Here is a 25,407-nt window from a genome sequence, read left to right on the forward strand (position 1 = left end):
GGCCGGGGCCGGCGGGGCCGGCGGGGCGGCGCGCGGGCCGCGGGGGTCCGGCCGCGCCGCGGGGGGCCGTGGCGGTCATGACCCTCCCGAGGTGAGGCGGGTGATGGTCTCGGCGACCCGGTTCGGCAGGTCCTGCGTGGCGGCCAGACAGGCGCCGCCGGCCTCCGTCACGGCCTTGTTGAAGCGCAGCGAGCAGCCGTAGCTCTCCAGCGAGACCACCAGCACGGGGACGTCCACGGCGGGCGGCTCCTCGCGGGCGCTGTCCTCGTCGTCGGTGATGAGGACGATCAGGGTCCCGGGGGAGTCCGCGAGGGAGCGGGACCACCGGCGCAGGGCGGCGGCCACGGGGGCGTCCCGCTCGACCGGTGCCAGTGCCCGGATCGCGGCGTCCCGCGCGGCGGCGTCGTTCGGTCCCAGCGGCAGGAGGGTGCGGCCGGGTACCGCGGCGATGCCGTACCGGTAGCCGGAGGCGCGGGCCAGGACGGAACGCACGACGGAGACGTTGGCGCCGGAGTAGGAGGAGCTGGAGACGTCGACGGCGAAGAGGACGTCGCGCCGGGTGCCGGCGGCCTCGCCGTGGTCCCGCAGCGCGGCCTCGATGTCCTTGCGGGTGGGCGGCCGGCCGCCGGCCGGGGGGTCGGCGACGAAGATCGCGCTGTCCAGCGGGGTGTCGCCGGCCTCCGCCGTCCCGCTGACGTCCGTACGGAAGCCCTGCGCCGCCAGCGCCCGCTGTCCCGGGCGGGAGCCGAGCCATGCGGCGAGGCGGTGCACGGCCTCGGCGCGGTCGGCGCGGTCGGCCCGGCCGGTCTCCCAGGTCACCGGTACGAGGGTGAGGTCGAGGGGCGGCACGTCGGAGGGGTAGTAGGCGGTGTAGGGGTCCGACTGGTCGCCCAGGCAGGGCGGATGAGACTCCAGGGCGGGAGTGACGAGGGCGGCCAGGGTGGACTCGGCGGTGAGCAGGGCCTGTTGGGTGCCTCGCCGCTCGACCAGCCAGGTGCGGACCGAGCAGGCCAGGGCCCGGTCGTCCGCCGGGGGCACGGCGTCGGTGGTGATCCGGGTGCCCGGTGTCAGATGCAGCAGCTGGTCCAGGGCGGCGTCCGAGGAGTGCGGTTCCGCGCTGCGGACGACCACGTCCTGCGCGTGGGCGGCGTCGACGAGTTGCTGGGCGGTGCTGCCGGTGCGGCCGACGCCCTCCAGCGAGGTGGTCGCGGCGACGACGGCCGGGGAGTGCGCGAGGGTGTCCGGACGGCCGAGGGCGACGACGCTCTCCGGGCGCCGGGTCTCGGCCAGGACCTGGGTGAGCGCGGTGCCGGCCGCCGGTATCCACACGTCCGGGTGCGGCCCGACGTCCCGTAGCGGCGTCGCGCAGTCCCCGGCATCCCCGGCATTCCCGGCATCCTCGGCGCCCCCGCCGTCCTCGCAGGCGCGTTCCGGCTCGGCCCAGGCGGCGGAGGCGCGGAAGGCGGCGATGGTGCGGTCGGCCGGCGCCGCGTAGACGGTGGTGTTGATCTGGCCGCAGCCCTCGGGCCGGCCGCCGAGCGAGGCGGTGGTGCCCTCGGCCTGGCTGTCCTGGAAGGCGTCGAGCACGGAGGTGAGCGCCGCGCGCGTCTCCGGCGAGGTGAGCACCCGCAGTTCGAGCGGGGCGGGACACAGCGGTGCCGGACGGTGCGCCCACGTCCAGCCGGTGACACCGCCCGCGAGCAGGGCCAGGGCGGTGCCGAGGCCGACGGCCCGGTGCCACAACGGCTGATGGGGGCCCGCCGTCCACGTCCAGGTGAAACCGGCGTACTGGGCGAGCCGGCGCAGCGGCGCCAGCCGGCGGACCCCACGGGCGGGGCGCGGGGTCCGCCGGGCCTGGGACAGGACGGTGTCGCCCGCGCTGTTGCTGGAGCGCTCGGTCGGGAACCAGGGGTCGTAGTCCGCGCGCTCGTCGAGCGTGGCGGCGTACTCGTCGGCCAGTTCGTGCAGCCGGACCCCGAGGCGCTGCACGGTGACCGGGTCGTACGGGTCGGTGCCCTCGGTCAGCACCCGGACCAGGGCGCCGGTGAAGGGCGTCGGGTCGATGCCGTCGCCCTTGTGGATGCGCGAGCCGACCGCCGAGGAGGTGATCAGGGAGAACGGCCGCTCGGGCAGCGGCACCAGGCCGGCGTTGCCGGAGTAGCAGCAGTCCAGCACGAGGACGACGCGTTCGGCGCGCGAGGAGGCGAGCAGCCTCAGCAGGTCGCGGTACGGGATGCCGTCGAGGCGGGCGCCTTCCTTGGTGGACTCCCGGGTCATCAGGTAGAGCTCGGGCTCCCCGGTGCCCAGGTCGACGTAGCCGTGCCCGGTGAAGTGGACCAGCAGCAGGTCCTGGGCCTGGGCGGCGGCGGTGCCGATCAGCCGCAGCGCGCGGTCGCGGGTGCGCGGCTCGGTGAGGGTCTCCACGGTGCGCGGGATGAACCTGCCGAGTCCGCCGGAGACGAGCGCGGCGCGCAGCCGCGCCACGTTGGCCCGTGCGGAGGGGATGTTGGAGAAGTCACGGGCGTGCTCGTACTGGGACACCCCGATCAGGACCGCCCGCGACCGGGACGCGAACGGTTCGTACGGCATGCCCGCCGGACCTCCCCAGGGCCGTCTTCCTCCGGATCTAGTTCTCCAGCGTCTGGCGGATGCGGGCCGCCATGGCCTCCAGCTCGCCGCGGGTCAGGGCGTCCCGGCCGGTGAGGACGCACTCCACGTCCCCGGCGCGGACGGTGACGCTGAGCGAGTCGCCGGGCTGGTTGCGCAGGTGGTTGCGCAGGGCGCGGAGCAGCGTGAGGGCGGTCGCCTGAAGGGTCTCCTGGAGGATCATCAGCAGCAGGTCGTAGGCGACGCCCATGCTCTCGCCGGCGGGCCGCTCCCTCCGCACGACCAGCGGCGCCAGTTCCTCGTCGGCCCGCAGCCAGACCTCCAGTCTGCGCAGGTCCTCCGCCGCGTCCTTGCCGCCCTCCAGCTCGATGGTCACATACGTGTCCATGACGCCTCCCCTCACTCCCAGCCTACGCTGACGTCCCGTCATTCACACTGCTCGTGCACGGAGTTGTGTGTAGCGGACAGGAAGTCGCGGCGGTCCGGGCGCGCCCGAGGCGCCCTACCCCGGCGGCGGCCGGGTGCGCCATGATGCCCGAGTACCCCTCGTACGGGCGTTTCGCCCGATCTTGGAGGCCGCGATGAAGCTGGGCAGGGCACTGGCGAACGGATACGCGCAGGAGACGGACGAGGACTTCACGGGCCGGGAGCGGTTCGTGGACGAGGAGGAGGTCCCCGCCGGCCGGACCCCGGACACCGACGGGGCACCCGCGGCGGAGCCCGCCGAGGCCGCGGCACGGTGAGGTTCGCCCGCCGGTTGCCCGAGGAACGGCCGGCGGTGCCCCCCACGGGGTACAAGCTGGCCTTCCCGCTGCTGGCGCGCGACGGCGCCCGGGTGGGCTTCCGGGGCGTGTCGCTGGGCGGGCGGATCGTGTACGACGCCCTCGACGACGCCGTGTGCGGCCACGGGCGGCGGCACCGCAGCCCGGCGCGGGGCTGCGACTGCGGCTTCTACTGCCTGCACACGGCCGCCGAGGCACAGGCCCTGACCTGCGCGACCGACTGCCGGGACGCGGTGGTGCTCCAGGTGAGCGTGCTGGGCGCGTACACCCGGTACGAGCGCGGGACGCGCTACGCCCGGCAGCGGGTGCGCACCGTGCGCATGGGCGCCTGTCGCTGCGGGCGGGCCGCCCGGGTCTTCGTACGCGACGGCACCGGGCCGCCGGGCTGGCGGGCGCTGACGGCGGCCTGCCGCCGCTGCGCGGCCGGACTGCGGGTGCTGCGGCCGGCCGAGTTCGCGCGCCTGGCCGGACCCTGGGTGAACGTGACAGGGGAGCCGCCCGCACCGGGCGCCGCCGAGCCGCCGGGCGAGCGGCGGTCGCACGAGAGGCAACCGTACGAGGAGCCGCTGCGCGAGGAACGGCTGCGCGAGGAACCGCCGGCGGAGGCGGACCGGCTCAGGGAGACGCCGGACCTTTTCCAGGAGCGGCCGGAGCGGCCGGACCGCCTCTACGACAGGCCTCCGTCCGGGTAGCCGCCGGCCCGTCCGGCCGTGCCGGGCCGCCTCATGATCGGCCGCCCATACTGGAACACATGGAGCACAACGCCGAGCTCAGGGACTTCCTGCGGGCCCGCAGGAACCGGTTGAGCCCGCAGGACGCCGGTATCACCGTCAGCGGTGCGCCGCGCCGTGTGCCGGGGTTGCGGCGGGAGGAGCTGGCGCGGCTGGCCGGGGTGAGCACCGATTACTACACCCGTTTGGAGCAGGGCAGGCACCTGAATGTCTCCGAGGCGGTGCTCGACGCCGTCGCCCGCGCCCTGCGACTGGACGCGGCGGAACGCGCCTGCCTCTTCCAGCTGGCGCGGCACCGTACCCCGCCCCGCCGCAGGCCGCAGCGGCCGCAACGGGTGCGCCCGGAGGTCTACCGCGTGCTGGACCTGCTGGGCGACCGCACCCCCGTGTTCGTCGTCGGCCGCCGTACGGACGTGCTGGCCGCGAACCGGCTGGCCCGCACGCTGCTCACCGACTTCGACGCGCTGCCGCACCGCGATCGCAACCTCGCCCGCTTCATGTTCCTCGACGACGCGGCCCGCGACCTGCACCGGGAGTGGGACAAGCACGCCGCCGAGACGGTCGCCGCCCTGCGGCTGGACGCGGCACGCCACCCCGACGACCCGGGGCTGACGGAGCTGGTCGGCGAGCTGACCATCAAGAGCGCCGAGTTCCGCGCCTGGTGGGCCGACCGCAACGTGCGGCAGAAGTCGCACGGCGTGAAGCTCTACCACCACCCCGTCGTCGGCGACCTCGCCCTGTCGTACGAGTACGTGCTTTTCCCCGGCGACGGCGACCAGCTGGTGTGCATCCACACCGCCGAGCCCGGCTCCACCTCCGAGGCGGCCCTGCAGCTGCTGGCCGCGTGGACCGTATCCGACACACCCGCCGGCGGGTTCCCCGACCCGGAGCCCGACCCCAGGTGACGCCGCGAGGGCGGCACCGGCGTCGCGCCGGTGCCGCCCTCGGCGGGGATGCGTCAGCAGCCGTCCGGCTTGATGCGGACGATCTGCGGGTCGTGGTCGCTCGCCTGGTCGGCGAACTCCGCGTTGATGTGCACCACGTCGTAGTCGAAGCGGTCCAGTGCCGGGCTGAGCAGGATGTGGTCCAGCGACTGCGAGTTGCCCTCGTAGACGTAGGTGTAGCGCTCGGACTTGGGCAGCGTGGTCAGCAGGTCCTTCAGCACACCGCCCGAGGTGAGCGTGGACACCGTGCCGGAGAACTCGTAGTCGTTGAGGTCGCCGAGGACCACGACGTTGGCCTGCCGGTCGGCCGCGAGCAGCGACTTCACGAAGGTGTTGACCTCGGTGGCCTGCAGCTTCCGCTGGGTCTCGGAGCTGCGCACCGGCTGCTGGTTGACGCTGTGCAGCGGCTGGTCGCCGCCCTTGGAGTTGAAGTGGTTGGCGATGACGAAGACCGGCTTGCCGTGGAAGCGGAACTCGCCGACCAGCGGCTTGCGGCTGGCGTTCCACGCCTCGCTGCCTGGGTTGATCCGGCCCGGCGAGACCGAGAGTTCCGCGCCCTTGCGGGTCTTGACGGCCTTGACCGCTGTGGTGGCGTCGCCGCCGGCGCGGTCGGTGAACTGCACGCGGTGCGGGTTGAAGAGGAAGACCTGGCGGATGTTGCCGCCGGGCTCACCGCCGTCGGTGTCGTTCGTGGGATCGACCGCACGCCAGCTGTAGCGGGGGCCTCCGGCCGCGACGATCGCGTCGGTGAACTTCTGCAGGGTCTGGTCGGCCGCGACCGTACCGTCGTCGGTGGCGCCGTTGTTGTCCTGGATCTCCTCCAGCGCCACGATGTCGGGCGAGGAGAGGTTGGTGACGACGCCGTCGGCGAGCCGCGCGAACTTGTCGGCGGGGTCGCTGGGGTCGAGGTTCTCCACGTTGTACGTGGCGACCGCGAGCTCACCGCCCTTCTGCTTGCGGGTCACCTCGCGCTTGAGGCCGTTGTCGGTCAGCGAACCCAGCTGCGTGGCCTGGAGGGTGTAGCCGCCGAAGCCGTCGTAGTCGATCGGGCCGGTGGTGGTGCCGGTCAGCTCGTCGCCGACGTCGGCGGTCGGGACGTCGGTGCCCGCGCCGATCGACATGACCTTGATGCGACCGGTGTTGGGCCCGTCGTACGAGCCGTACACCGTGCCGCCGCGGCGGGTGGGGTTCTCGTCCGGCTTCACCGTCACCCAGACCTCGTGGTACTGGGTGGTGCCGCCGACGACCCGGGCGTCGGTGAACCGGGCCAGCTCGCCCTCGTGGGCCTCGTAGAAGTCCAGGGCGTAGCGGGCCGGGTCGAGCGGCAGGCCCTCGATGCTGCCACCGCCGGCGTCGGGCGCGTACGCGGCCGGGACGGTGGACGCGTCCAGCGTGGCGGGGGCGGGCAGGGCGTTGCCGGCCGAGAGCACGGCGGTGGTCGGGGCGGTGACCTCGGTCACCGACTGGCTGCCGGTGCCCGGGTAGTACTCGGAGACCTTGCCGGTCACCAGCACCTTGTCGCCGACGGCGACGGTGGGCGTGACGGAGCCGGTGTAGACGAACACGCCCTCGCTGGTGCGGGCGTCGGCGTCGGCCTCCGGATCCTGGATCCAGTAGCCCTTGGAACCGGTGGTGCGGACGCCGGTGACGATGCCGGGGACCCGGGTGACGGTCTGGCCCTTGAGCGGGGAGACCCGGGTGGTGCCCTGGATGTCGTGGATCCGGGTGGTGCCGGGCTCGGTCGGCTCGGGGTCGGGCGTCGGGTCCGTGGTGCCGCCGCCCGGGGTCTGCCCGGCGGCATTGACCGGGGTCGGCGCGCCGGCGGTGAGGTCGGCGGCGTTGTCGTCGGTGTCGGCCAGGGACGCGCCGCGGGCGACGGAGGCGGTGTTGCTCGCGCCGGTCGCGGGGCCGCTGCCCTCGCGCACGACCGCGGTGCCGAAGCCGACGAGGTCGACCACGCGCGGATCGGCGGTGCAGTCGGCGGCGGTGATGCAGGTCAGCGGGGTGGTGCCGTTGACGAGGGCGATGGTGCCGCTGGTGCCGCTCATCGCGATCGAGCCGCTGGCGTCGGCGGCCGGCAGGGGCGTCGTACCGCCGGTGCCGGCGGACTCCGACACGAGGTAGCGGCCGCCGGGGGCGATCGCACCGGTCAGCGCGGTCGCCTGCCACTTGGAGGACGCGGACGGGGTGCCGGGCAGGTACTGCACGCTGTAGCCGGCCAGGTCGTACGCGGCCGAGCCGGCGTTCGCGAGTTCCACGAAGTCGTTGGTCAGCGTCGCACCGGAGTTGCCGCCGCCGCCGTAGACCTCGGCGACGACCGCCTCGCCGGAGGGGGTCGCATGGGCGGCGGGCAGCCCGGTCAGGACGACGGACGCGGCGATTCCGGTCGATATGAGCGCGAGCGCCGCGACGCGGCTGCGGTGTCGGCTCGGTCTGGCGTTCGGCACGAGGATTTCTCCTATCGGGGTCCAACAGCCCGTCAAACACGGGCAGCGCACGGCGGACCGGCTCAAGTTACGCGCGTAGAAAGAGGCGTGACAAGGGCAATGAGGTTAATTCTGCGAGTTCGCCGTGGCGCAACCGCGACACCGGAGCCGCCGGCGGACCCCCGGCCCCTGTCGTCGGACTCCCTCCGCCGGCCTTCGACCGGGGGCGCGCCAGGAGGTGCCCCCGCCCCGCGCGGCGCGGGCCGCGCCACCGTTCGGGCGACCCCCCGATGGGTCACCCGGCGCGCCGGGACCGGCCGGGGTTGCCACATTGGTGACGTCCCGTCAGTAGCGCTCGCCCCACCTCAAGCCCATCTCACCCCCGCGGAGCCCGACGTGCGCCCATCCCTCGGACGGCCCGGCCGCCGCCGGCGGTCAGCCCTCGCCGCCGCCCTGCCGGCGGTCGTCGCAGTCCTGCTCACCCCGGCCCCCGCCAGCGCCGCCCCGGCGGCCCCCGGAGCCGGATGCGCCCCGGTCGCCTACGCCGGCACCGGCACGCCCGGCCGCGGTGGCGACGGTGCCGCCGCCACCGCGGCCACCCTGCACGACCCGGCCGGGCTCGCCACGGACGCCGCGGGCCGCCTCTACATCGCCGACTCCGCCAACCGCGCCGTCCGCCGCGTCACCGCGGGCGCGGCCGGCGCCGCGCCCGTCATCACGACGTTCGCGACCACCGACTTCGCCCCGTACGGCCTCGCGGTCGGCCGGGACGGCACGGTCTACGTCTCCGGCGAGGGCAAGGCCGTCTCCGTGCGCGCAGACGGCCACGGCAGCACCACGCTGCTCACCGAGGCCGGCCGGCACGACGCCGTCGCCGTCGGCGGTGACCGCTCCGTGTACGTCTCGGGCGGCCCGGACGGCGGACTGCGGCGGATCCCGCCCGGCGGCAAGGGAGGCAAGGGCGGCAAGGGTGGCAAGGCCGACAAGACCCCGGTCCGCTACTTCCCCGGCGCCACCGTCGGCGCCCTCGCCGCCGACCGGGACGGCAACGTCTACGCCGTCGTCGACGGCCGCGTCCGGCGCATCGACCACGACGGCCGGGTCACCCCGGTACCCGGCGCCGCCCGGCTCACCTCCGGCGACGTCCACGGGCTCGCGGTCACGGAGGACGGCTCCCTCTTCTACCCCTCCCCGCGCGCCCGCACCTCCGGGGCCGCCCCCCTCAACCGCCCCTGGGGCACCGCCCTCGCCCCGGGCGGCCGGCTCTACGTCGCCGACCACGCCGCGCACCGCGTCTACGTCGTAGCCCGGCCCGTCCTCGTACCGGGGCGGCTCCGCGTCACGTCCGGCCCGCACGGCCACGCCACCGGCGACGTCCTCAAGGGCGTGACCGGGAGCGGGACGACGGTCACCGCCCACAGCGAACCCGTGCGGGGGGTCCTCGTCCAGCAGGCCAACGGCCTCTTCTCCTACACCCCGCGCGAAAACTTCTCCGGCACCGACGCCTTCACCGCCACCATCACGGACGCCTGCCGGAACGCGACGACCCGCACCGTTCTGGTGCGGGTCGTCGCCAAGCCCCTGCCGCGCGCCGGGTGACGCGCGGCCCCGTCAGCCGCGAGCCTCGGCCACGGCCGCGCCCAGGGCCTCCTTGATGCGCGGGCCCAGCCGGGCGAAGCCCAGCTCCTTCATCGCGGCGCGCAGCAGTTCGTCGTCCGACCGCTTCTCGCCGTCGCCGTCGATCCACCGCACCAGCGCGGTCAGTTCCGCCGCCGAGTACGCCGTCACGGCCTTCCCCGGCGTCACCTCCGGCCTCTGCGGCCGCCCCGCCGGCTCCGCCTCAGACTCGGACTCGGACTCGGGCTCGGGCTCGGCGGCGGGCGCGGGCGCCGCCTCCGCGACGGGCTCCGCCGTCACCGGGACCTCGGCCACGGCTTCGTCCGCGACGGGCTCTGCCACCACGACCGGCTCCGCCTCGACGGGAGGAGCGACCTCGGCCTCAACGACCGGCTCCACGGCAGGGACTTCCGCCCCGACAACCGGCTCCGGCTCACCAGCAGGTGCCTCAGCCGCGGCTTCGTCCGCAACGGGCTCCGCCACCACGACCGGCTCCGCCTCGACGGGAGGAGCGACCTCGGCCGGAACAACCGCTGCCGCCGGCGCTTCGGCCACCGGCTCCGTGACCGCCTCGACGACGGGCTCGGGTTCACCGGCGGGGGCCTCCGCCTCGACGACCGGCTCCGCCTCCGCGACGGGCTCCTCCGTCACCAGGACCTCAGCCGCGGCTTCGTCCACGACCGGCTCCACCTCGACGGGAGGAGCGACCTCGGCCTCAACGACCGGCTCCTGCACGGACGCCGCGACAGCGGCCTCCTCCGCGACCGGCTCCGCCTCTACCGCAGGCGCTTCCTCCGCCACTGGCGCTTCCGCCTCTACAGGCGCTTCGGCCGCTGGCTCCGCCTCCGCAGAAACGGCCTCGGCAACCGGCTCCGGCTCGGCCGGAACAACCGCCTCCGCGGGCGCTTCGGCCACCGGCTCCGTGACCGCCTCGACGACGGGGTCGGGTTCACCGGCGGGGGCCTCGGCCTCGGCGACCGGCTCCGCCTCCGCGGAAAGCTGCTCCGGCTCCGCGGCCGGAGCCTCCGCCTCGGCAACCGGCTCGGCCTCGGCGGCCTCCGGCTCCACGATGGTCTCGGGCTCTGCCACCCGCTCCCCCTCGACCGCAGACTCCGGCTTCGGCGACGGCGACGGCTCTGCCTCCGCCGTGGCGCGCGGTTCGGGGACGACCGGGCTCTCCGCCTCGCCCAGCAGCGCGACGACCTCGGCCGTGTCCGCCCGGCGCTCCGTCAGTTCCGCGAGTACCGCGCCGAGGCCCTGTGCCTCCAGACGGTCCCGCGTGGCCTTGAGGTTGGGCAGCCGGTACAGCGTGCCCTCGTCCGCGGCAAGGCGGTCGAGGAGCTCCGCGAGCTCATCGAAGGGGAGGGCGTCCAGCGCGGCCTCGGGCCGCAGGAGGCGCCCCAGTTCGGTGAGCCCGGTGCCGGCGGCCTCGGCGGCGCGGGAGGCCTCGTCGAGGAAGTCCGCGTCCGCGGGGACGGCCGGCCGGCCGGCGCCGCCGAGGGCGGCCCAGTCGGTGCGCTCGGTGGCCGCGGAGGCCAGGGCGGAGTGCACGGCGTCGCGCCGCGGCCTCCCGGTGGCCAGCCCGCGGACGCGTCCCCGCAGCGACCGGCGGCGCAGCCAGGTGACCTTCACTCCGCGGTCCCGGCGCCAGGCGCCGTTCGCGGTGGCGGCGACGAACTCGTCCAGCTCGGCCTCGGCCACGTCGTACACGTCGGCGTTCAGCGTGCGCAGCGTCAGGCGTACGCGCAGCAGCAGCGACACGGCCCGGCCGCTCTCGGCCACCGTGCGGGGGGCGTCGATGCCCAGGGCCTCGGCCTCCTCCAGGCGGCGCGCGGCGGAGCGCAGCGCGGGCAGGTCGCGGCCGCGCAGCTCCGCGAGGACGGTGGAGGCGGCGCGCGCCTCCTCGGGGCCGGCGACGGTGTCCACGGCGGCGTACCAGGCGTGGGTGTCGGTCGTCAGCGTGAAGCCGCCGAGCTCGGCGTAGGCGCGCAGGTCGTCGCGCGCCTCCGCGGGGAGGGAGGCGATGTCGGCGGTGCTGTGCAAGGAGGGTGCGGTCATATGAGGTCCGGTTCCTGGCAAGTGCGGTGGGCGTCGGCGGCGTGCGCGCGGCGGAGCGGCCCCGGGCCGGCGTGCTCGCGGTGGCCCCACGATACGGGCGCGGTACACCCCGGCGCACGCGCCCCGTCCGTAACGGTGGGCACGGCAGCACCGCCCGTGCACGGAGAGGGATGGCCCGGATGCCCCATGTGACCCCGTTGGCGTTCCGGGACTCCTGCGATCCCCGTGGCCAGAGCGACACATGTCATCAAGAGGCGACAGAAGGACCCCGTGGGATAATTCGAAGTGGGCACGAAAGGGATTTTTCGTGATCGACAAGACCGTGTGGCGCGGTTACGAGAGCGGCCGGCCCGACCGGAGCGGTCAGGCCGAGGCCTTCGACGCCATCGGTGACCGCTACGACGAGGCCTTCCCGCACAAGGAGGGGCAGTTCTCCGCCGGCCTGTGGCTCGTGGACACCCTGCCGCCCGGGTCCCGTGTGCTGGACCTGGGCTGCGGCACCGGGCTCCCCACCGCCCGGCAGTTGAGCGACGCGGCGTTCGACGTCGTCGGCGTCGACCTGTCCGGGGGCATGCTCGAACTCGCCCGGACCTATGTCCCGGACGCCACCTTCCACCAGTTGGACATCGCCGACCTGCGCCCCGGCGGCCCGGCCGCGCTCGGCCGCTTCGACGCCGTCGCGGCCTTCTTCTCCCTGCTGATGCTGCCGCGCGCCGAGATCCCGCACGCCCTCCGCACCATCCACCATCTGCTGCTCCCGGGCGGGCTGTTCGCCCTGTCGATGGTGGAGGCCGACGTGGACGACTTCTCCATCCCGTTCCTCGGCTGCACCATCCGCGTCTCCGGCTACCTCCGGGAGGAGTTGCTGCACGTCATCGAGTCGGGCGGCTTCGAGATCGTCAAGGAGTTCTCGTACACCTACGCCCCGGCCTTCAGCGACGTACCACCGGAGGAACAGGTCTTCCTCTGTTGCCGGCGGACCGGCTGAGGCGGGACGGGCCAGGACGTGGCGCGGCACCGCACCCCCGGCGAAGACCCCGGCCCGGCCGGGGGCGGGGCGGGGCCGCCCGAGCGGCACACCACATGGCCCCGCGACGCCGACGCGCCCCGCGCGCCCGGCCAGCCGCAGACCGACCGGCTCCGCTACCTCGACGCGGCGACCCGGCGCATCGCCGCCGGCATGGACCTGGACGAGACGCTGCGCGAGCTGGACACGGCGGCCGTCCCCGCCTTCGCCGACGCGATCTTCGTCCATCTGCACGACCCGCTGCTGACCGGGGAGGGGGTGGAGGGCGGCCTGGACACCGCGGACGCCGTCGTCCTGCACCTGCACCCCACGGGGCGGCGTCCCCCGGGACGGCCGCCCCCGGGGCTGCCGTCCCCGGACGCGGAGGCCGCGGCGCCCGAGCCGCCGCAGATCGCGTTGCGGTGCGTCAACCGCCCGGGCCCGCAGGGGGTTTCGGAGTGCGTGCGGCTCAGCACCGCCGGCCGGCTCACCCGGCTGCTGAGGGAGGGCCGCCCGGTCTTCGGCGACGCCCCCGGCATCGCCCCCGCCGCCAGGGAACTGCTCGGCCCGGTGGTCGGTCCGCCCGGCACGCTGCCGCCCGGCCGCCGCCTGATCATCGCCCCACTGCACGGCCGCAACCGCCTCATGGGCACCCTGGCCCTGCTGCGCCGTCCCGAGCGGGCCCCCTTCACCGCCGACGACCTGCTGGTCGCCTCGCAACTGGCGACCCACACCGCGCTCGGCGCCCACAAGGCGCTGATGTACGGCCACGAGGCGTCCGTTGCCGACGCGCTGCAGCGCACCATGCTCCCCGCCTCCCTCCCCGAGCCCACCGGGGTCAGGCTGGCCAGCCGCTACCTGCCCGCCTCGGAGACCGCGCGGGTGGGCGGCGACTGGTACGACGCCATACCGCTGCCCGGCAGCCGCGTCGCGCTCGTCGTGGGTGACGTGATGGGCCACTCGATGACCTCCGCCGCGATCATGGGCCAGCTGCGCACCAGCGTGCAGGCCCTCGCCGGGCTCGACCTGCCCCCGGACGAGGTCCTGCACCACCTCGACGAACAGGCCCAGCGGCTGGGCATCGAGCACATCGCGACCTGCCTGTACGCGGTCTACGACCCCATCTCGCACCGGCTGCTGATCGCCAACGCCGGCCATCTGCCGCCGGTCGTCCTGCTCCCCGGCGGCAAGGGCGAGGTGCTGCCCGTGCCCGCGGGCGCGCCGATCGGGGTCGGCGGCGTCGACTTCGAGACCGTCGAGATGCCCGCGCCCTCCGGGGCCACCCTGCTGCTCTACACCGACGGCCTGGTCGAGTCCCGCGGGCACGACATCTGGACCGGGGTCGAGAAGCTGCTGGCCCGCATCCAGACCCCCGGCCGCGACCTCGTCCCGCCGCCCCTGGAGGCCCTGTGCGACCAGGCGCTCGGCGACCTCGGCCCCGGCGGCTCCCGCGACGACGACATCGCGCTGCTGGCCGCCCGCTTCGACGGTTTCCCCACGCACAGCGTCGCCTACTGGTACCTCGCCCCGCAGCCGGAGACCGCCTGCCGCGCCCGCCGCCTCACCCGGCGCGCCCTGCACCGCTGGGGCCTCGACCCGATGCTGGAGACGACCGAACTGCTCGTCAGCGAGGTGGTCACCAACGCCGTCCGCTTCGCGTCCCGTCCCATCACGCTGCGCCTGCTGCGCACCGACGTGCTGCGCTGCGAGGTCGGCGACGACTCGCCCCTGGTCCCCCGGGTGCGCCGCGCCGGGCCGGAGGACGAGACCGGCCGCGGCCTGTACGTCGTCGACCGCCTCGCCGCCCACTGGGGCGCCCGCCGCCTGGGGACGGGCAAGGTCGTCTGGTTCGAACTCCCCATCCCCGACGAGGCCCGCCGCCGCGGCGCGACCCCGGCGTAGCGGCCGTCCGCGCCGCCCGGCCTCATCGCCGCTGCGGGGAGGATGAATTGGCGCCGGCGACCGACCACCGCGGCCGCCCACCGCGGCCGCACGCCCATCCGGGCGGGCCCTCTCGGATGTCACACCGCTGCCGCGTACCGCCTCCACCACATAAGGCGGGGCGAAACGCAATAATCCCGACATGCGCACACACATCGCCGCAACCGCGTTGCTGATCGCCGTCACCGGGCCGGCCCTTGCCGGCTGCGGCTCCTCCGCCGACACCACCGCCACGGCACCCGAAGCCGCGCCCTCCCAGTCCCTGGCGGCCCGGACCGACCAGAACGACCAGACCGCCCAGGACGACGCCCTGGCCGACGCCGGGCTCCCGGCCGTCCCCACGGGGGCCGAGCGAGCCGCGCTCATCGCGGCCCTGCAGGCCGTCAACCCCGACTTCGCCAAGGACCCCGACAAGGCCATCGCCGCCGCCCGCGAGCAGTGCGGCGTCATCAACAGCAACGACCCCCAGGCGGACGCGGAGGCCAGCAAGCGCTTCACGTACCACGGCAACGCGCTGACCGAGGCCCAGGGCAAGGCCATCAACGACGCCCTGAAGCGCCTCAAGTTCTGCGGCGCCTGACCCGCCGTCCCGCGCCCCGGAACGCCCCGGGCCCCCGTCCGGAACACATCCGGGCGGGGGCCCCGCGCCGGGCGCTACGCGCGCGGCGGGCTCACCGGGTGACTACTTGATGTTCCACTGGCCGGTCTCGTCGGCGAAGCCGCTGTCGAGGGCCATCTGCAGCTTGGTGATCTTCGACGCCTTGGGGACCTCGAAGACGACCCAGCCGAGGCCCTTCGCACCCTTGGTCAGGCGCAGGTCGCTGGACATCGCGGGGCCGGCGGTCACTTCCCCGAAAGTGGTCTGGAACTGCTGGCCGTCGCCGTCGGTGACGGTGAGTCCGTTGCCAGGGCTGTCGGAGTAGACGGCGGTGCCGGTGTTGGTCAGGCGGAGCTGGGCGGCGACCCACCGCTTGCCCTTCTCCGGGGCCATGAACTCGTCGCTGCTCTTGGCCGGGTCGACCCACTTGACCAGGGTGACGTCGATCCGGGAGCCGTCGTCCATGCCGTGCAGGCTGATGGTGTCGCCGATCCCGGCCTCCTTCTCCCGCTTGTCCGCGGACTTCTTGTCCGCGGGCTTCGCGGACTTGCCGCTGCTCCCGCCCTTGCCGGCGGCCTTGGTCGCAACGGGCTTGGTGCTGACGGTCGTCGGCCCGGTGCAGGCGGTCAGGCCGGCGGCGAGGATGGCTACGGCCGCGATGGGCATGGCGAACTTGGCGTGCATTTCGTCCCCCCAGGGATGGCATATGCGGGTTGGTGAAAACGAGCATGCCACGCCTTTGATGTTGTGAACGCGGTTTACAGGCACAGTGACTGTGTCGTGACACGTCAGTGACGAGCCCAGGATGCGCCGGCCGGGCGGCCCGCGCCGCGCGCACGCCCGCGCGCTCGGTGCGCGAGGTCAGGGCCACCTCGCGACCGGCGGAGCCAGACCTTCGCGCGCGGCGTCGCGTACGTCCGCGTCCTCATCCGCGGTGAGCCGTTCGAGCGCGGCCCGGGCCTCCGGAGCCGCGCTTCGGGACAGCATCCAGGCGTGGAGCGCCCCCACGGCTTCTCTGCGGACTTCGGGCGCGGCATCGAAGGTGCCGGTGATCAGGATGGCCTGGGCCCGTGAGGGATCGCCCAAGCCGAAGAGGGTGCCGAGAGTGCGCATCACATGGGCGCGCACCCCGGGGTCGGGGTCGGAAGCCGCGTCGGCGACCAGCCCGAGGTGCTCGCGCCCGAAGTCGTCGACGCTGCACAGACCCCACAGGCCGACTCTCCGCGTTCCGGGGTCGTCGGACGCGACGTGCTCCAAGGTCAGAGCGAGCGCGGTCCCGGGCCACTCCAGGAAGAGTTCGGCGACGTCGCTCTGGAGGGTGTCCCCGTCCTCGTTGCGGTCGCTCACCATCGCGCGCAGCAGAGCGGGCAGCGCGTCCGGTCCACATGCACCGGCCAGGACGTGGGCGATCTCATCCCGCGCGAAGGAATCGTCCGCCTCGACGTAACGGGCGAGCCGCCGCTCCAGCTCCGGCCGCAGGAACGCCGCCGCCGGCGTCCGGAGTTGCTCGACCAGCGGGTCGCACCGATGCCATCTTCGGGGCCCGCGCCCGGCGTCCGCGTCGAGCCACGCGTCCAACTCACCCAGCGCGCGGCGCAGCGCCGCACACTCCGTCCCGCCCTGTGCCCGACCCGCCCCGGTCACGCCGCCGACCCTACGGGTGGGTGGTGCCAGCGGCGCCGGCCACGAGCGGCACGGCAGGCGGGCAGCCTCGAACAGCTCGCTGAGGGCGCGCCGGAGTAGCGGCCGTGCGGGCGTGATCCTCTTCACTTCGGCCGGGCCCGGGCCGAACTACCGGTCCCCAGAGCCCCGAGAACACCTCAGCCCCCTGGCCGGATGCACTCCGACCAGGGGGCTTTCGGTAGGCCGTGTGGGACTCGAACCCACAACCAATGGATTAAAAGTCCACTGCTCTGCCAATTGAGCTAACGGCCCGCACCCCGCAGCATAGCCGGACGGCGGCCGTGGCTCCGAGCGCATTCGGCCCGTGCGGCGCGGCCGCCGCCGGCGAGGGGGCGGAACGGTCAGCCGGAGGTGTCGGCCGGGGCGGGTGCGGGGACCTCGGCGGCGGGGCCCCGGTCGCGGAGGAACCAGTGGCGGGCCGAGACGAACCACCATGTCGCGGCGAAGCCGAGAACGACCAGGACGGCGATCGGTGCGTAGTTGAACGTGTCGACCGTGACCGGGCTCACCTGGGGCAGCATGAAGAGCACGGTGATGAAGGCGACCCACGACACGGCGATGACGCCGATCGGGCGGGACCAGCGGCCGAGGTGCCAGGGGCCGCGCTCGAAGTCGTCGCCCTTGCCGAGGCGCAGGAACGTCGGGATGACGTACGCGATGTAGAGGCCGATGACGGCGATCGAGGTCACGGCGGCGTACGCGGTCAGGTTGATCAGGTACGGCAGGCCGAGGACGAGCGCGCCGAACGCGGCCAGCCAGACGGCGTTGGTGGGGGTCCTGGTGCGCGGGTTGATGCGGTGCCAGACCGCGGAGAAGGGCAGCGCCCCGTCGCGCGAGAAGGCGTAGATCATGCGGCTGTTGGCGGTGACGGAGGCCATCCCGCAGAAGAGCTGGGCGCCGATCACGACGAGCAGCAGGAGCTTGCCGCCGACGTCGCCGAGGCCGTCGATGAGGATCTGCGCCGGGGGGACGCCGGTCGGCGTGCCGAGGACCTCGTCGTAGGACCGGATCGCGTACGTGAAGCCGAGCAGCAGCACGAAGCCCGCGATCCAGGAGATCCAGATGGAGCGGACGATGCCGCGCGGCCCGGCGGTGGCGGCGTCGTGGGTCTCCTCGGTCATGTGGGCGGAGGCGTCGTAGCCGGTGAAGGTGTACTGCGCCATCAGCAGGCCGAGCAGGACCACATAGAAGCTGCTGCCCCAGCCGGTGTTGTTGACGAAGTGCGTGAAGACGAACGACGTCGACTGGTGCCGGTCCGGCACGAAGGCGAGCGCGCCGACGATCAGGCCGACGCCGAGCACGTGCCACCAGACGCTGATGTCGTTGAGGAGCGCGACGATGCGGACGCCGAAGGTGTTGAGCAGTCCGTGCAGCACCAGGATCGCGGCGAACAGCACGATCGTGTGGCCCGGGGTGCTGCTGAAGCCGAACTGCAGGTCCAGGTAGGCGTTGAGGAAGCTCGCGGCGCCGAAGTCGATGCCGGCGGTGACGGCGACCTGGCCGAGCACGTTGAACCAGCCCGCGAACCAGGCCCACGCGGCGGCGCTGCGCGGCGGGGCGAGCCGGTGGGCCCAGTAGTACAGGCCGGCGGAGGTGGGGTACGAGGAGCAGATCTCGGCCATCGCCAGGCCGACGACCAGCGTCATGAGGCCGACGACCAGCCAGCCCCAGGTGATCACGGCCGGGCCGCCGGTGTTCATGCCGAAGGCGTAGAGGGTGAGGCAGCCGGAGAGGACCGAGATGATGGTGAAGGAGACCGCGAAGTTGGAGAACGCGGACATCCGGCGGGCCAGCACCTGGGTGTAACCGAGCTGGCGGAGGCGTTCCTCGTCGGAGACCGCGCCCGGAGGTCTGGCGGCCTCGTCCGGGCCTTTGGGAATTGTCATGCCCCCAGCGATTCCCTCGCCGGGGGCATGGCATGCCTCGGTCAGTGGCCGAAATCGACCGTATTTTTCCGGGACGGGCCCGGAAGACCCGTTCCGGCCGACGCCGAGCCCCTCGGGCCTTACGAGCACCATCGCCGCGGATGCGGGCCGGGATGCCGATCCCGTCGACTCCCCCCACCCTGACCCGCGCCGTGACCGGCGAGGGACGGAACGGTCAGCCGGCGGCGCCGGCCGGGGCGGACGAAGGCGACGAGTCCGTGCGGCGGATCAGGACAGCGCCCGGTAGCCGCTGTAACCGTCCCACACCCTCGTCCGGGCCCCGAAGGAACCCTTTCCGTCGCCCCGGTTGAGCCACATCCGGTTGCCGGTGTCCCGCGACAGCAGGTCCATCCGGCCGTCGCCGTTCAGGTCACCGATGCCGATGACCGCGTTGTAATCGGCGCCCCAGTCCCTGAAGACCAGGACGCGCGCCTTGAAGCCGCCCTTGCCGTCGCCGTTGTAGCGCCACACCTCGTTCGACCCGTCCTGGATCAGAAGGTCGCCGCTGCCGTCCCCGTTGAGGTCGCCCGCGCCGAGGATCTTCTTCTGCCCGCTCCAGTGGTTGAAGACCTTCTTCCCGGCCGCCAGCTTGCCGGCGCTGGTCGCGGCGAAGAGATAGACGTCGGAGGTCGAGGTCTTCCGGGCCAGCAGGTCCGCGCGGCCGTCGCCCGTCACGTCCCCGGGACTCGTCAGCACGTTGTACGCGTTGAATCCCGAGCCCAGCAGGAGCTTGGGGCTGGTCTTGTCGATGGCGCCCGCACACTTGGCGCTGAACCGGAAGAGCTGACCGGCGTTGTTCCGCACCAGCGTGTCCGCGCAGCCGTCGCCGTCGAGGTCGCCGAAAGGCACGAAGCGGTAACCGGTGTCCCAGCCCCGGGAGCTGGTGGTCCACAGATCGCCGCCGGACGTGCCGAAGGTGTCGTACCGCAACAGGCCGGAGTTCGAGAGGGCGACCAACTCGCCCACACCGTCGCCGTCGAAGTCGCGCCATGCGCTCTTGCCGCCGGCCAGCTGCGTGGTGCCGGTGCGGACCGTGCGGGATCCGCTGCCGTCGCCCGGGTCGGCCGCCAGCGTCCATGTGTACCGGCCGCCCGGGGCGACCTGGCCGCGGTCGTCCTTGGCGTTCCACGTCGTGGTGACCTGAGCGCCCTGGTGGGCCGTGCCGCGGATCGTCCGTACGGTCTTGCCCGCCGCGCTGCGGAAGGCGAGGGTCCAGGCCACCGGCGGCCGGGACAGCAGCCACGACCCGTGCCAGACGTTCTGGGTCTCCGAGGGGTAGTTCAGGTTGGTGTAGTCGTCCACGCGCGAGTCGAGGACCGTCACCGGCGAGCGCGGCACGGCCACCCGCGCGACGTGCACCCGCTGGCCGGCGTCCACATAGGCGACGTCGCCGCCGAACCGGTCGACCGTCCAGGTGATCCCTCGGTCGGAGGCCAGAGGGCCGACGGGCAGATCCGCGAACACCGAGGTGACCGCGGTCGTGCCCGCGCCCTTGTGGAAGTCGGTCAGCAGCAGCCTGCCCGCCGCGCGGTCGTGGCGGACCAGGAAACCGTCGCCGAGCAGCGCCTCGCCGGACGGCACGGCGATGTTCTTCTTCGCCGTCAGGTCCCACACGCCCGCCTTGGCGGTGGGGCCGCAGGACCAGTACAGCCAGCGGCCCACCACCTGCAGCTCCTGCGGCGTGCAGCCCGAGGCGATGGGGATGTCGGCCGAGGTCTTCTTCGTCGTCAGGTCGTAGGAGTTCACGCTGCCGGCCGTTCGGCCGGGCTTCCACAGGTTGACGCCCCAGACGGATGCGGCGGTCTTGGTGCGGGTGTTGATGACGTTGGTCTCGGTGTGGTCCCCGAAGTCGCCGACGTACTGCGTGGCGGCGCTGCCGTCGTTGATCACGGTGTACCGGCCGGAGGAGTCGATGACCCGGTTGTTCGCGTGCGGCAGCGAAACCACTTCCCGCGACGTGCTGTCGATCGGCGACTCCACGAACCCGCCGGAGGAGTACGAGGTACGGCCATTGCCCTGAGCGTGGAGCTCGATGCAGTCGGAACCGGACTGGCAGGGCTGGTACCAGGTGTGCAGAACGGAACGCCGCGTGCGCGGGCCCGGCTCGGGAGCGCCGGTCAGCGCGAGGTCGTAGTCGTACAGGGTGCGTATGGAGGAGTCGGCGACGGAGGCGACGGACAGCCGGCCGCCGCCGAGGGCCAGACCGTCGACGACGGCGGGCACCGGCGCCACGGGAGCGATCGTCGTGACCACCGGAACCTCCGCGGCGGACGCGGTGATCCGGCGGACCGCCCAGTCGGCGGAACCGCCGCCGCCCGCGACGAGGACGCCTCCGTCCGGGGCGGCCGCGAAGCGGTTCACGGCGTACTTCAGCAGTGTGCGGGACGCCCCGCCGCCGATGCGCACGGCCGAGAGTTCCTCACCGGGCTCCTCCGCGGGCCGCGATTCGCTGCGGGCGACCAGGATCCAGTCGCCGGCCAGGGCCAGGGTGACCGGTGGCTGCGTCGTGACACCGGTGAGCGCCGGGATCGCGGTCTGCGTGGGAGCCGCGGTGGGCTCGGCACGCGGGACGGTGTACGCGGTGAGCCGGCCCGTCGGGCGGCCGAGCACCTTGTCACCGGAGAGGGCCACGTCGTTGGCGCCGACCCCCAGCGAGGCGAAGACTTCGCGGGCGGTACCCGCTGCGAAGTCCACGAGCACGAGGCGCACCCCGTACGAGCCGCCTGCCAGGGTGAGGACGGCACCCTGCCGGTCCTGGGCGGCGACACCGACCACGCTGGGAGCGGTGCCCTGCAGCAGGCCCTCCGCGGGCAGCGGCACATCGGTCACCCCGTCCTCGGACCGACGCAGCAGGTGCAGCCCGGTCACGGCACCGGAGGCCGAGGTCTCGTAGGTGACGGCGGTGGACTCGCCGAAGGCCCCGGACCACTTCTGACCCTCCGGGAGGGGGATGGCCGCCGTGTCGGTGCCGGTCGCCAGGTCGTGCACGAGGACGCCGTGTCCGGCCGTGGGCGGCAACGCGTAGAGGCCGGAGTTGAAGCGTGCCCCGTTGACCACGGAGGAGAGCGAGGGCGTCGTGGTTCCCGTGCCGTAGTCCGTCCACAGGTACCCGGAGGTGCCCTCCTGCTGGTGCAGGTACCCCGTGGGGCCGGCGGTCACGAGGGTCTCGGTGCGCGGCACATACCGGCTGCCGGGCGAAAGGACGGACTCCACCGGGGAGTTGCCGTCCGCCACGGCCGTCGGCGGCACCACGGCGGGAAGGGCGGTGACGGCGAACACCACCGCCGTGGCGATCGCCCTTGATCCCCGGGACCCCATTGTTCTGCTCATGTCGTCGTCTCATCCTGTCCGGCGTCGGAGGACGCCCGTGTGTCCGGGCGGGCCGGCACGGGGGGCGCGGGTGGAAACGACGGCGCGCTGCGCCTGTCGTCTGCTCCCCTGGTCACGGATGGCGCGGCGGGCCGCCGGGCGCGGACGTCCTCGACGTCACGGCACCGCGCGCCGCCGGATCCCCCCGACCGCCGCGTACGCCCCCACGCAATCGGAGGGAGGCTAACAGCGGGCCCACAAGACGCGATAGGCGATCAAGGACACGAAAGAGCCCGGCAGACGATGTGCATCTGCCGGGCTCTTTCCGTTCACCTGGGGTCAGCCGTTGCGCTTCCAGCGCGGCTTGTCCGTACGGCGGTCGAAGCCGCCGGGGCGGTGGTCGTCACGACGGCCGTACGGGCGGCGGTCGTTGGCGTCACGGTCGCGGTTGAACCCCGGGCGGTCGTCGCGGCGGTCCCGGTTGAAGGGACGGTCGCCACCGAAGTGGCGGTCACGGGACTCGTGGGAGCGCGCCGGCCGCTCGTCGCGGCGGTCGTACGAACGCGCGGGGCGGTCGTCGCGACGGTCGAAACCACGGTCACGGTCACGGTCGCGGTTGAAGGACGGACGCTCGTCGCGGCGGTCGCGGTTGAAGGACGGGCGGTCGTCACGGCGGTCCCGGTTGAAGGACGGACGCTCGTCGCGGCGGTCCCGGTTGAACGACGGGCGGTCGTCACGGCGCTCGCGGTTGAACGACGGACGGTCGTCACGGCGCTCGTACCCGCGGTCACCACGGTCGCCGCGCTCACCGCGGTCCCGGTCACGGAAGGACGGGCGGTCGTCGCGGCGGCGCTCGTAGTTGCCCCGGTCGTCGCGGCGCTGGAAGGTGCGCTGCTCCGGCGCGGACGCCTCCGCGGCCGGGGCGGGGACGGTCGCCGCGGCGGCGACCGCCTCGGCGGCCTCGGCCTGGGCGGCGGCCACGGCGGCCTCCGGGTCCTCGCCACGCTCACGGGCGGCGCGGGCGGTGAGGCGGTCGGCCTCGTCACGCAGTTCGGCGGCCCGACGCTGCGCGCGCTCCAGGGACTTGGTGAGGTCGGCGACCTCGCGCTCGGCCTGCTGGGCGGCGTTGCCCGCGGCGTCCGCCTGCACCTCGGTCAGCGACCGGGCACCGGTGATCTTGGCCACGTCCTCGTCGAACGCCCCGGCCCCGCCGACGACGTGGCGCGAGGCGTCGACGCCCGCGTCCTCCATCAGCCGGAAGATCTGCTTGCGCTGGTGCGGCAGGGCGAGCGAGACGACCGTGCCGGACTGGCCGGCGCGGGCGGTACGGCCCGAGCGGTGCAGGTAGTCCTTGTGGTCGCCGGCCGGGTCCACGTTGAGGACCAGGTCGATGCCGTCCACGTGGATGCCGCGGGCCGCGACGTCGGTGGCGACGAGGACGTTGACGTAACCGTCCTTGAAGTCCGCCAGCGTGCGGGTACGGGCGCCCTGGGTCATGCCGCCGTGCAGGGCGTCGGCCTTGACGCCCGCGTCGCGCAGCTGCTCGGCGACGCGGTCGGCACCCATCTGGGTGCGGACGAAGATGATGGTGCGGCCCTTGCGGGCGGCGATGGCGGCGGTGACCGGGGCCTTGTCCTTGGGCTTCACGACCAGGACGTGGTGGGTCATCGTGGTGACCGCGCCCGCCGAGGGGTCGACCTCGTGCGTGATCGGGTCCTTCAGGTACCGCTTGACCAGCGTGTCGATCTCGTTCTCCAGCGTGGCGGAGAACAGCAGCCGCTGGCCGCCCTGCGGGATCAGGTCGAGGATCTCGGTGACCTCGGGCAGGAAGCCCATGTCGGCCATCTGGTCGGCCTCGTCGAGGACGGCGATCCGCACCTGGTCCAGCGAGCAGGCGCCGCGCTCGATCAGGTCGCGCAGCCGGCCCGGGGTGGCGACGAGGATGTCGACACCGCGCTCCAGGGCGTAGATCTGGTTCTGCATGGAGGTGCCGCCGCAGACGACCTTCATCTTCAGGCCGAGCACGTCACCGTACGGCTGCAGCGCGTCCGCGACCTGCATTGCCAGCTCGCGGGTCGGGGTGAGGATCACACCGCGCGGACGCTTGCGCTCGGTGTGGCCCTCGGCCAGGGAGGTGAGCAGCGGCAGACCGAAGGAGAGGGTCTTGCCGGAGCCGGTGCGGCCGCGGCCGAGGATGTCGCTGCCGGCCAGGGCGTCGGGGATCGTCGCCGCCTGGATCGGGAAGGGGGTGGTGACCCCGTTCTGCGCCAGCTTGCGGACGATGGCCTCGGGCAGGCCGAGGTCGCCGAAGGTCACGGTGGGGGTCTCGGGAGCGGTCTGCTCCTCGGTGACGGCCTCGTCGGCGCCGTCGGTGTCGATGGGCATGGCGGAACGGTCGGCAGTGTCAATAGACATGCTGAAGCTAAAACCTCTCGGAGATTTCGGCACGCGCCAGCTCCGGAGGTTGCTTACAACCGCCTCGATGCGGTCAGCCACAGGAGAAAAGGAACGCGCCAACGCGGCGCGCTTCGGTTCGGCGCCGGGCAGTGGGATCAAACGATCTGCCAGCATACGCATACGAGACCGCTTTGGCCAATTCGGTCCCCTCGGTCCCTCATGCTCCTCTCTCTCCCGCTCCCCACGCGGCACCGTTCACCGAGGGCGCGCTGGACGGCGAGGGCTGGGGCGAGCCGTCCCCGGACGGCGGAGGGGAGCTGTCGCCGGGCGAGGACGTCGCCGACGGCCGGTCCGAAGGGGGCGCGGACTGCGAGGGCCGCCCCGAGGACGAAGGGCGCCCCGAGGGCTTCGCGCTGGGGGAGCGCCCCGGGCCCTGCGTCGGCCCCGGCACCGACTCCTCCGCCGACACCGAGGGCGAACCGGCACCGGGCCCGAGCGCCCCGGGCCGCCCCGTCACCCCGCCCGGGCCGGCGCCGGGCATCACCACGCCGCCGTCCTGCCACGTCCCCCCGGCGCCGCCGGCCTCCCCGGCGACACCGGAGGAGGCACCCTTCGGCTGAGCGCCGCCGCCCGCGCCGCCCACGCTCACGCAGCCGGTCGCGGAGCCCAGGGCGAGCACGGGCAGGAGCAGCACGGCCGCCGTACGCGCGCGGGCGGTGGCAGGGGTCACGGGGGCACCTCTGATGGATCTGACGGGACGGGTGGGGCAGACGGGTCCCACGGGTCCGCGGACGGCCGTCGCGGGATCGGGTTCCGCGCTGCCCAACGGGCTCACGGCCCCCGGGGACACGCCCGTACGGGCGGGAGCGCTGCCGCGCGACGGCCGGCCCTGCCCGCTGCGGGCCGCCGAACGGCTCCCGCCCGGCGACCCCTTGGCGCGTTCCCGGCACCGGAATCCGCGTCGGACGCTGCCCGAACGGCCGTCCGTCCCGGACAATGGCGGTGTGCTGGAGATGTCACGCGAAGCGTTCGAGGAACTGGTCAGCGACGCGCTGGACCGGATCCCGCCCGAGCTGGCCCGCGTCATGGACAACGTGGCGGTCTTCGTCGAGGACGAACCCGACCCCGCCGACCCGGAACTGCTGGGCCTGTACGAGGGGACGCCGCTGACCGAGCGCGGGGAGTGGTACGCGGGCGTCCTGCCCGACCGGATCACGATCTACCGCGGCCCGACCCTGCGCATGTGCGGCACGAAGGAGGAGATCGTGGAGGAGGTCGCCACGACCGTCGTCCACGAGGTGGCCCACCACTTCGGCATCGAGGACGAGCGCCTGCACGAACTCGGCTGGGGCTGAGTCCCGGTCACACCCGCGGGCGCACGGG

Annotated in this window: 18 protein-coding genes and 1 tRNA gene; 9 read left to right on the top strand and 10 right to left on the bottom strand. The window is 73.9% G+C overall.

Going from position 1 to position 25,407, the window contains the following annotated elements:
* Positions 1 to 75: 75 nt before the first annotated feature.
* Positions 76 to 2,589, bottom strand: coding sequence for a caspase, EACC1-associated type (locus ACFW3D_RS17640; RefSeq protein WP_500505054.1), 2,514 nt, complete (start codon positions 2,587 to 2,589; stop codon positions 76 to 78).
* A 37-nt stretch (positions 2,590 to 2,626) separates the two neighbouring features.
* Entirely contained in the window at positions 2,627 to 2,995 is a 369-nt protein-coding gene (locus ACFW3D_RS17645; protein WP_500505055.1) for an effector-associated constant component EACC1, read from the bottom strand.
* A gap of 193 nt (positions 2,996 to 3,188) precedes the next feature.
* Here ACFW3D_RS17645 and ACFW3D_RS17650 point away from each other — a divergent pair, with 193 nt between their 5' ends.
* From ACFW3D_RS17650 to ACFW3D_RS17660, 3 genes are read left to right on the top strand one after another with little or no spacing between them, the layout of a single operon-like run.
* Positions 3,189 to 3,350, top strand: coding sequence for a hypothetical protein (locus tag ACFW3D_RS17650; RefSeq protein ID WP_500505056.1), 162 nt, complete (start codon positions 3,189 to 3,191; stop codon positions 3,348 to 3,350).
* Positions 3,351 to 3,385: 35 nt separating this feature from the next.
* Positions 3,386 to 4,081 carry a hypothetical protein gene (locus ACFW3D_RS17655; protein WP_500505057.1) on the top strand — a complete coding sequence of 232 codons (696 nt, stop codon included), beginning with the start codon at positions 3,386 to 3,388 and terminating at the stop codon, positions 4,079 to 4,081.
* A 59-nt stretch (positions 4,082 to 4,140) separates the two neighbouring features.
* Entirely contained in the window at positions 4,141 to 5,025 is an 885-nt protein-coding gene (locus ACFW3D_RS17660; RefSeq protein ID WP_500505058.1) for a helix-turn-helix transcriptional regulator, read from the top strand.
* 53 nt (positions 5,026 to 5,078) lie between these two features.
* Here the strand turns inward: ACFW3D_RS17660 and ACFW3D_RS17665 are convergent, their stop codons facing one another.
* Positions 5,079 to 7,457 (bottom strand): DUF8508 domain-containing protein, encoded by a 2,379-nt coding sequence (locus ACFW3D_RS17665; RefSeq protein WP_500505160.1) that lies wholly within the window; start codon positions 7,455 to 7,457, stop codon positions 5,079 to 5,081.
* Positions 7,458 to 7,886: 429 nt separating this feature from the next.
* On the opposite strand from ACFW3D_RS17665, the gene ACFW3D_RS17670 reads away from it, so the two are divergent.
* On the top strand, positions 7,887 to 9,089 hold the full coding sequence (locus tag ACFW3D_RS17670; protein WP_500505059.1) for an Ig-like domain-containing protein: 1,203 nt from the start codon (positions 7,887 to 7,889) through the stop codon (positions 9,087 to 9,089).
* Positions 9,090 to 9,101: 12 nt separating this feature from the next.
* Here the strand turns inward: ACFW3D_RS17670 and ACFW3D_RS17675 are convergent, their stop codons facing one another.
* Positions 9,102 to 11,165 (bottom strand): hypothetical protein, encoded by a 2,064-nt coding sequence (locus ACFW3D_RS17675; RefSeq protein ID WP_500505060.1) that lies wholly within the window; start codon positions 11,163 to 11,165, stop codon positions 9,102 to 9,104.
* 307 nt (positions 11,166 to 11,472) lie between these two features.
* Here ACFW3D_RS17675 and ACFW3D_RS17680 point away from each other — a divergent pair, with 307 nt between their 5' ends.
* The 3 genes from ACFW3D_RS17680 (at position 11,473) to ACFW3D_RS17690 (ending at position 14,692) form a co-directional block, all read left to right on the top strand.
* Positions 11,473 to 12,153: a class I SAM-dependent DNA methyltransferase gene (locus ACFW3D_RS17680; protein ID WP_500505062.1), complete on the top strand. Its 681-nt coding sequence runs from the start codon at positions 11,473 to 11,475 to the stop codon at positions 12,151 to 12,153.
* A gap of 18 nt (positions 12,154 to 12,171) precedes the next feature.
* Complete coding sequence (locus tag ACFW3D_RS17685) at positions 12,172 to 14,073, top strand: SpoIIE family protein phosphatase (protein WP_500505063.1); 1,902 nt, start codon at positions 12,172 to 12,174, stop codon at positions 14,071 to 14,073.
* A 181-nt stretch (positions 14,074 to 14,254) separates the two neighbouring features.
* Positions 14,255 to 14,692, top strand: coding sequence for a hypothetical protein (locus ACFW3D_RS17690; RefSeq protein ID WP_500505064.1), 438 nt, complete (start codon positions 14,255 to 14,257; stop codon positions 14,690 to 14,692).
* Between the two features lie 102 nt (positions 14,693 to 14,794).
* Here the strand turns inward: ACFW3D_RS17690 and ACFW3D_RS17695 are convergent, their stop codons facing one another.
* From ACFW3D_RS17695 to ACFW3D_RS17720, 6 genes are all read right to left on the bottom strand, one after another.
* Positions 14,795 to 15,394: a DUF4352 domain-containing protein gene (locus ACFW3D_RS17695; protein ID WP_500505066.1), complete on the bottom strand. Its 600-nt coding sequence runs from the start codon at positions 15,392 to 15,394 to the stop codon at positions 14,795 to 14,797.
* A 177-nt stretch (positions 15,395 to 15,571) separates the two neighbouring features.
* Positions 15,572 to 16,354 (bottom strand): HEAT repeat domain-containing protein, encoded by a 783-nt coding sequence (locus ACFW3D_RS17700; RefSeq protein ID WP_500505068.1) that lies wholly within the window; start codon positions 16,352 to 16,354, stop codon positions 15,572 to 15,574.
* A gap of 218 nt (positions 16,355 to 16,572) precedes the next feature.
* A tRNA-Lys gene (locus ACFW3D_RS17705) sits at positions 16,573 to 16,645 on the bottom strand.
* Between the two features lie 89 nt (positions 16,646 to 16,734).
* Positions 16,735 to 18,279: an amino acid permease gene (locus ACFW3D_RS17710; protein ID WP_500505069.1), complete on the bottom strand. Its 1,545-nt coding sequence runs from the start codon at positions 18,277 to 18,279 to the stop codon at positions 16,735 to 16,737.
* A gap of 267 nt (positions 18,280 to 18,546) precedes the next feature.
* Positions 18,547 to 21,648, bottom strand: a complete 3,102-nt coding sequence (locus ACFW3D_RS17715; protein ID WP_500505070.1) for an FG-GAP-like repeat-containing protein — start codon at positions 21,646 to 21,648, stop codon at positions 18,547 to 18,549.
* Between the two features lie 318 nt (positions 21,649 to 21,966).
* Positions 21,967 to 24,042 (bottom strand): DEAD/DEAH box helicase, encoded by a 2,076-nt coding sequence (locus ACFW3D_RS17720; protein WP_500505071.1) that lies wholly within the window; start codon positions 24,040 to 24,042, stop codon positions 21,967 to 21,969.
* Between the two features lie 173 nt (positions 24,043 to 24,215).
* Here ACFW3D_RS17720 and ACFW3D_RS17725 point away from each other — a divergent pair, with 173 nt between their 5' ends.
* Positions 24,216 to 24,644, top strand: coding sequence for a hypothetical protein (locus ACFW3D_RS17725; protein ID WP_500505072.1), 429 nt, complete (start codon positions 24,216 to 24,218; stop codon positions 24,642 to 24,644).
* Positions 24,645 to 25,028: 384 nt separating this feature from the next.
* The gene (locus tag ACFW3D_RS17730; RefSeq protein ID WP_018558408.1) at positions 25,029 to 25,379 is read left to right on the top strand and encodes a metallopeptidase family protein; all 351 of its coding nucleotides are present in this window, start codon (positions 25,029 to 25,031) and stop codon (positions 25,377 to 25,379) included.
* Positions 25,380 to 25,407: the final 28 nt, after the last annotated feature.

It is taken from the genome of Streptomyces sp. NPDC058864 (assembly GCF_042742985.1).
Lineage (GTDB): Bacteria > Actinomycetota > Actinomycetes > Streptomycetales > Streptomycetaceae > Actinacidiphila.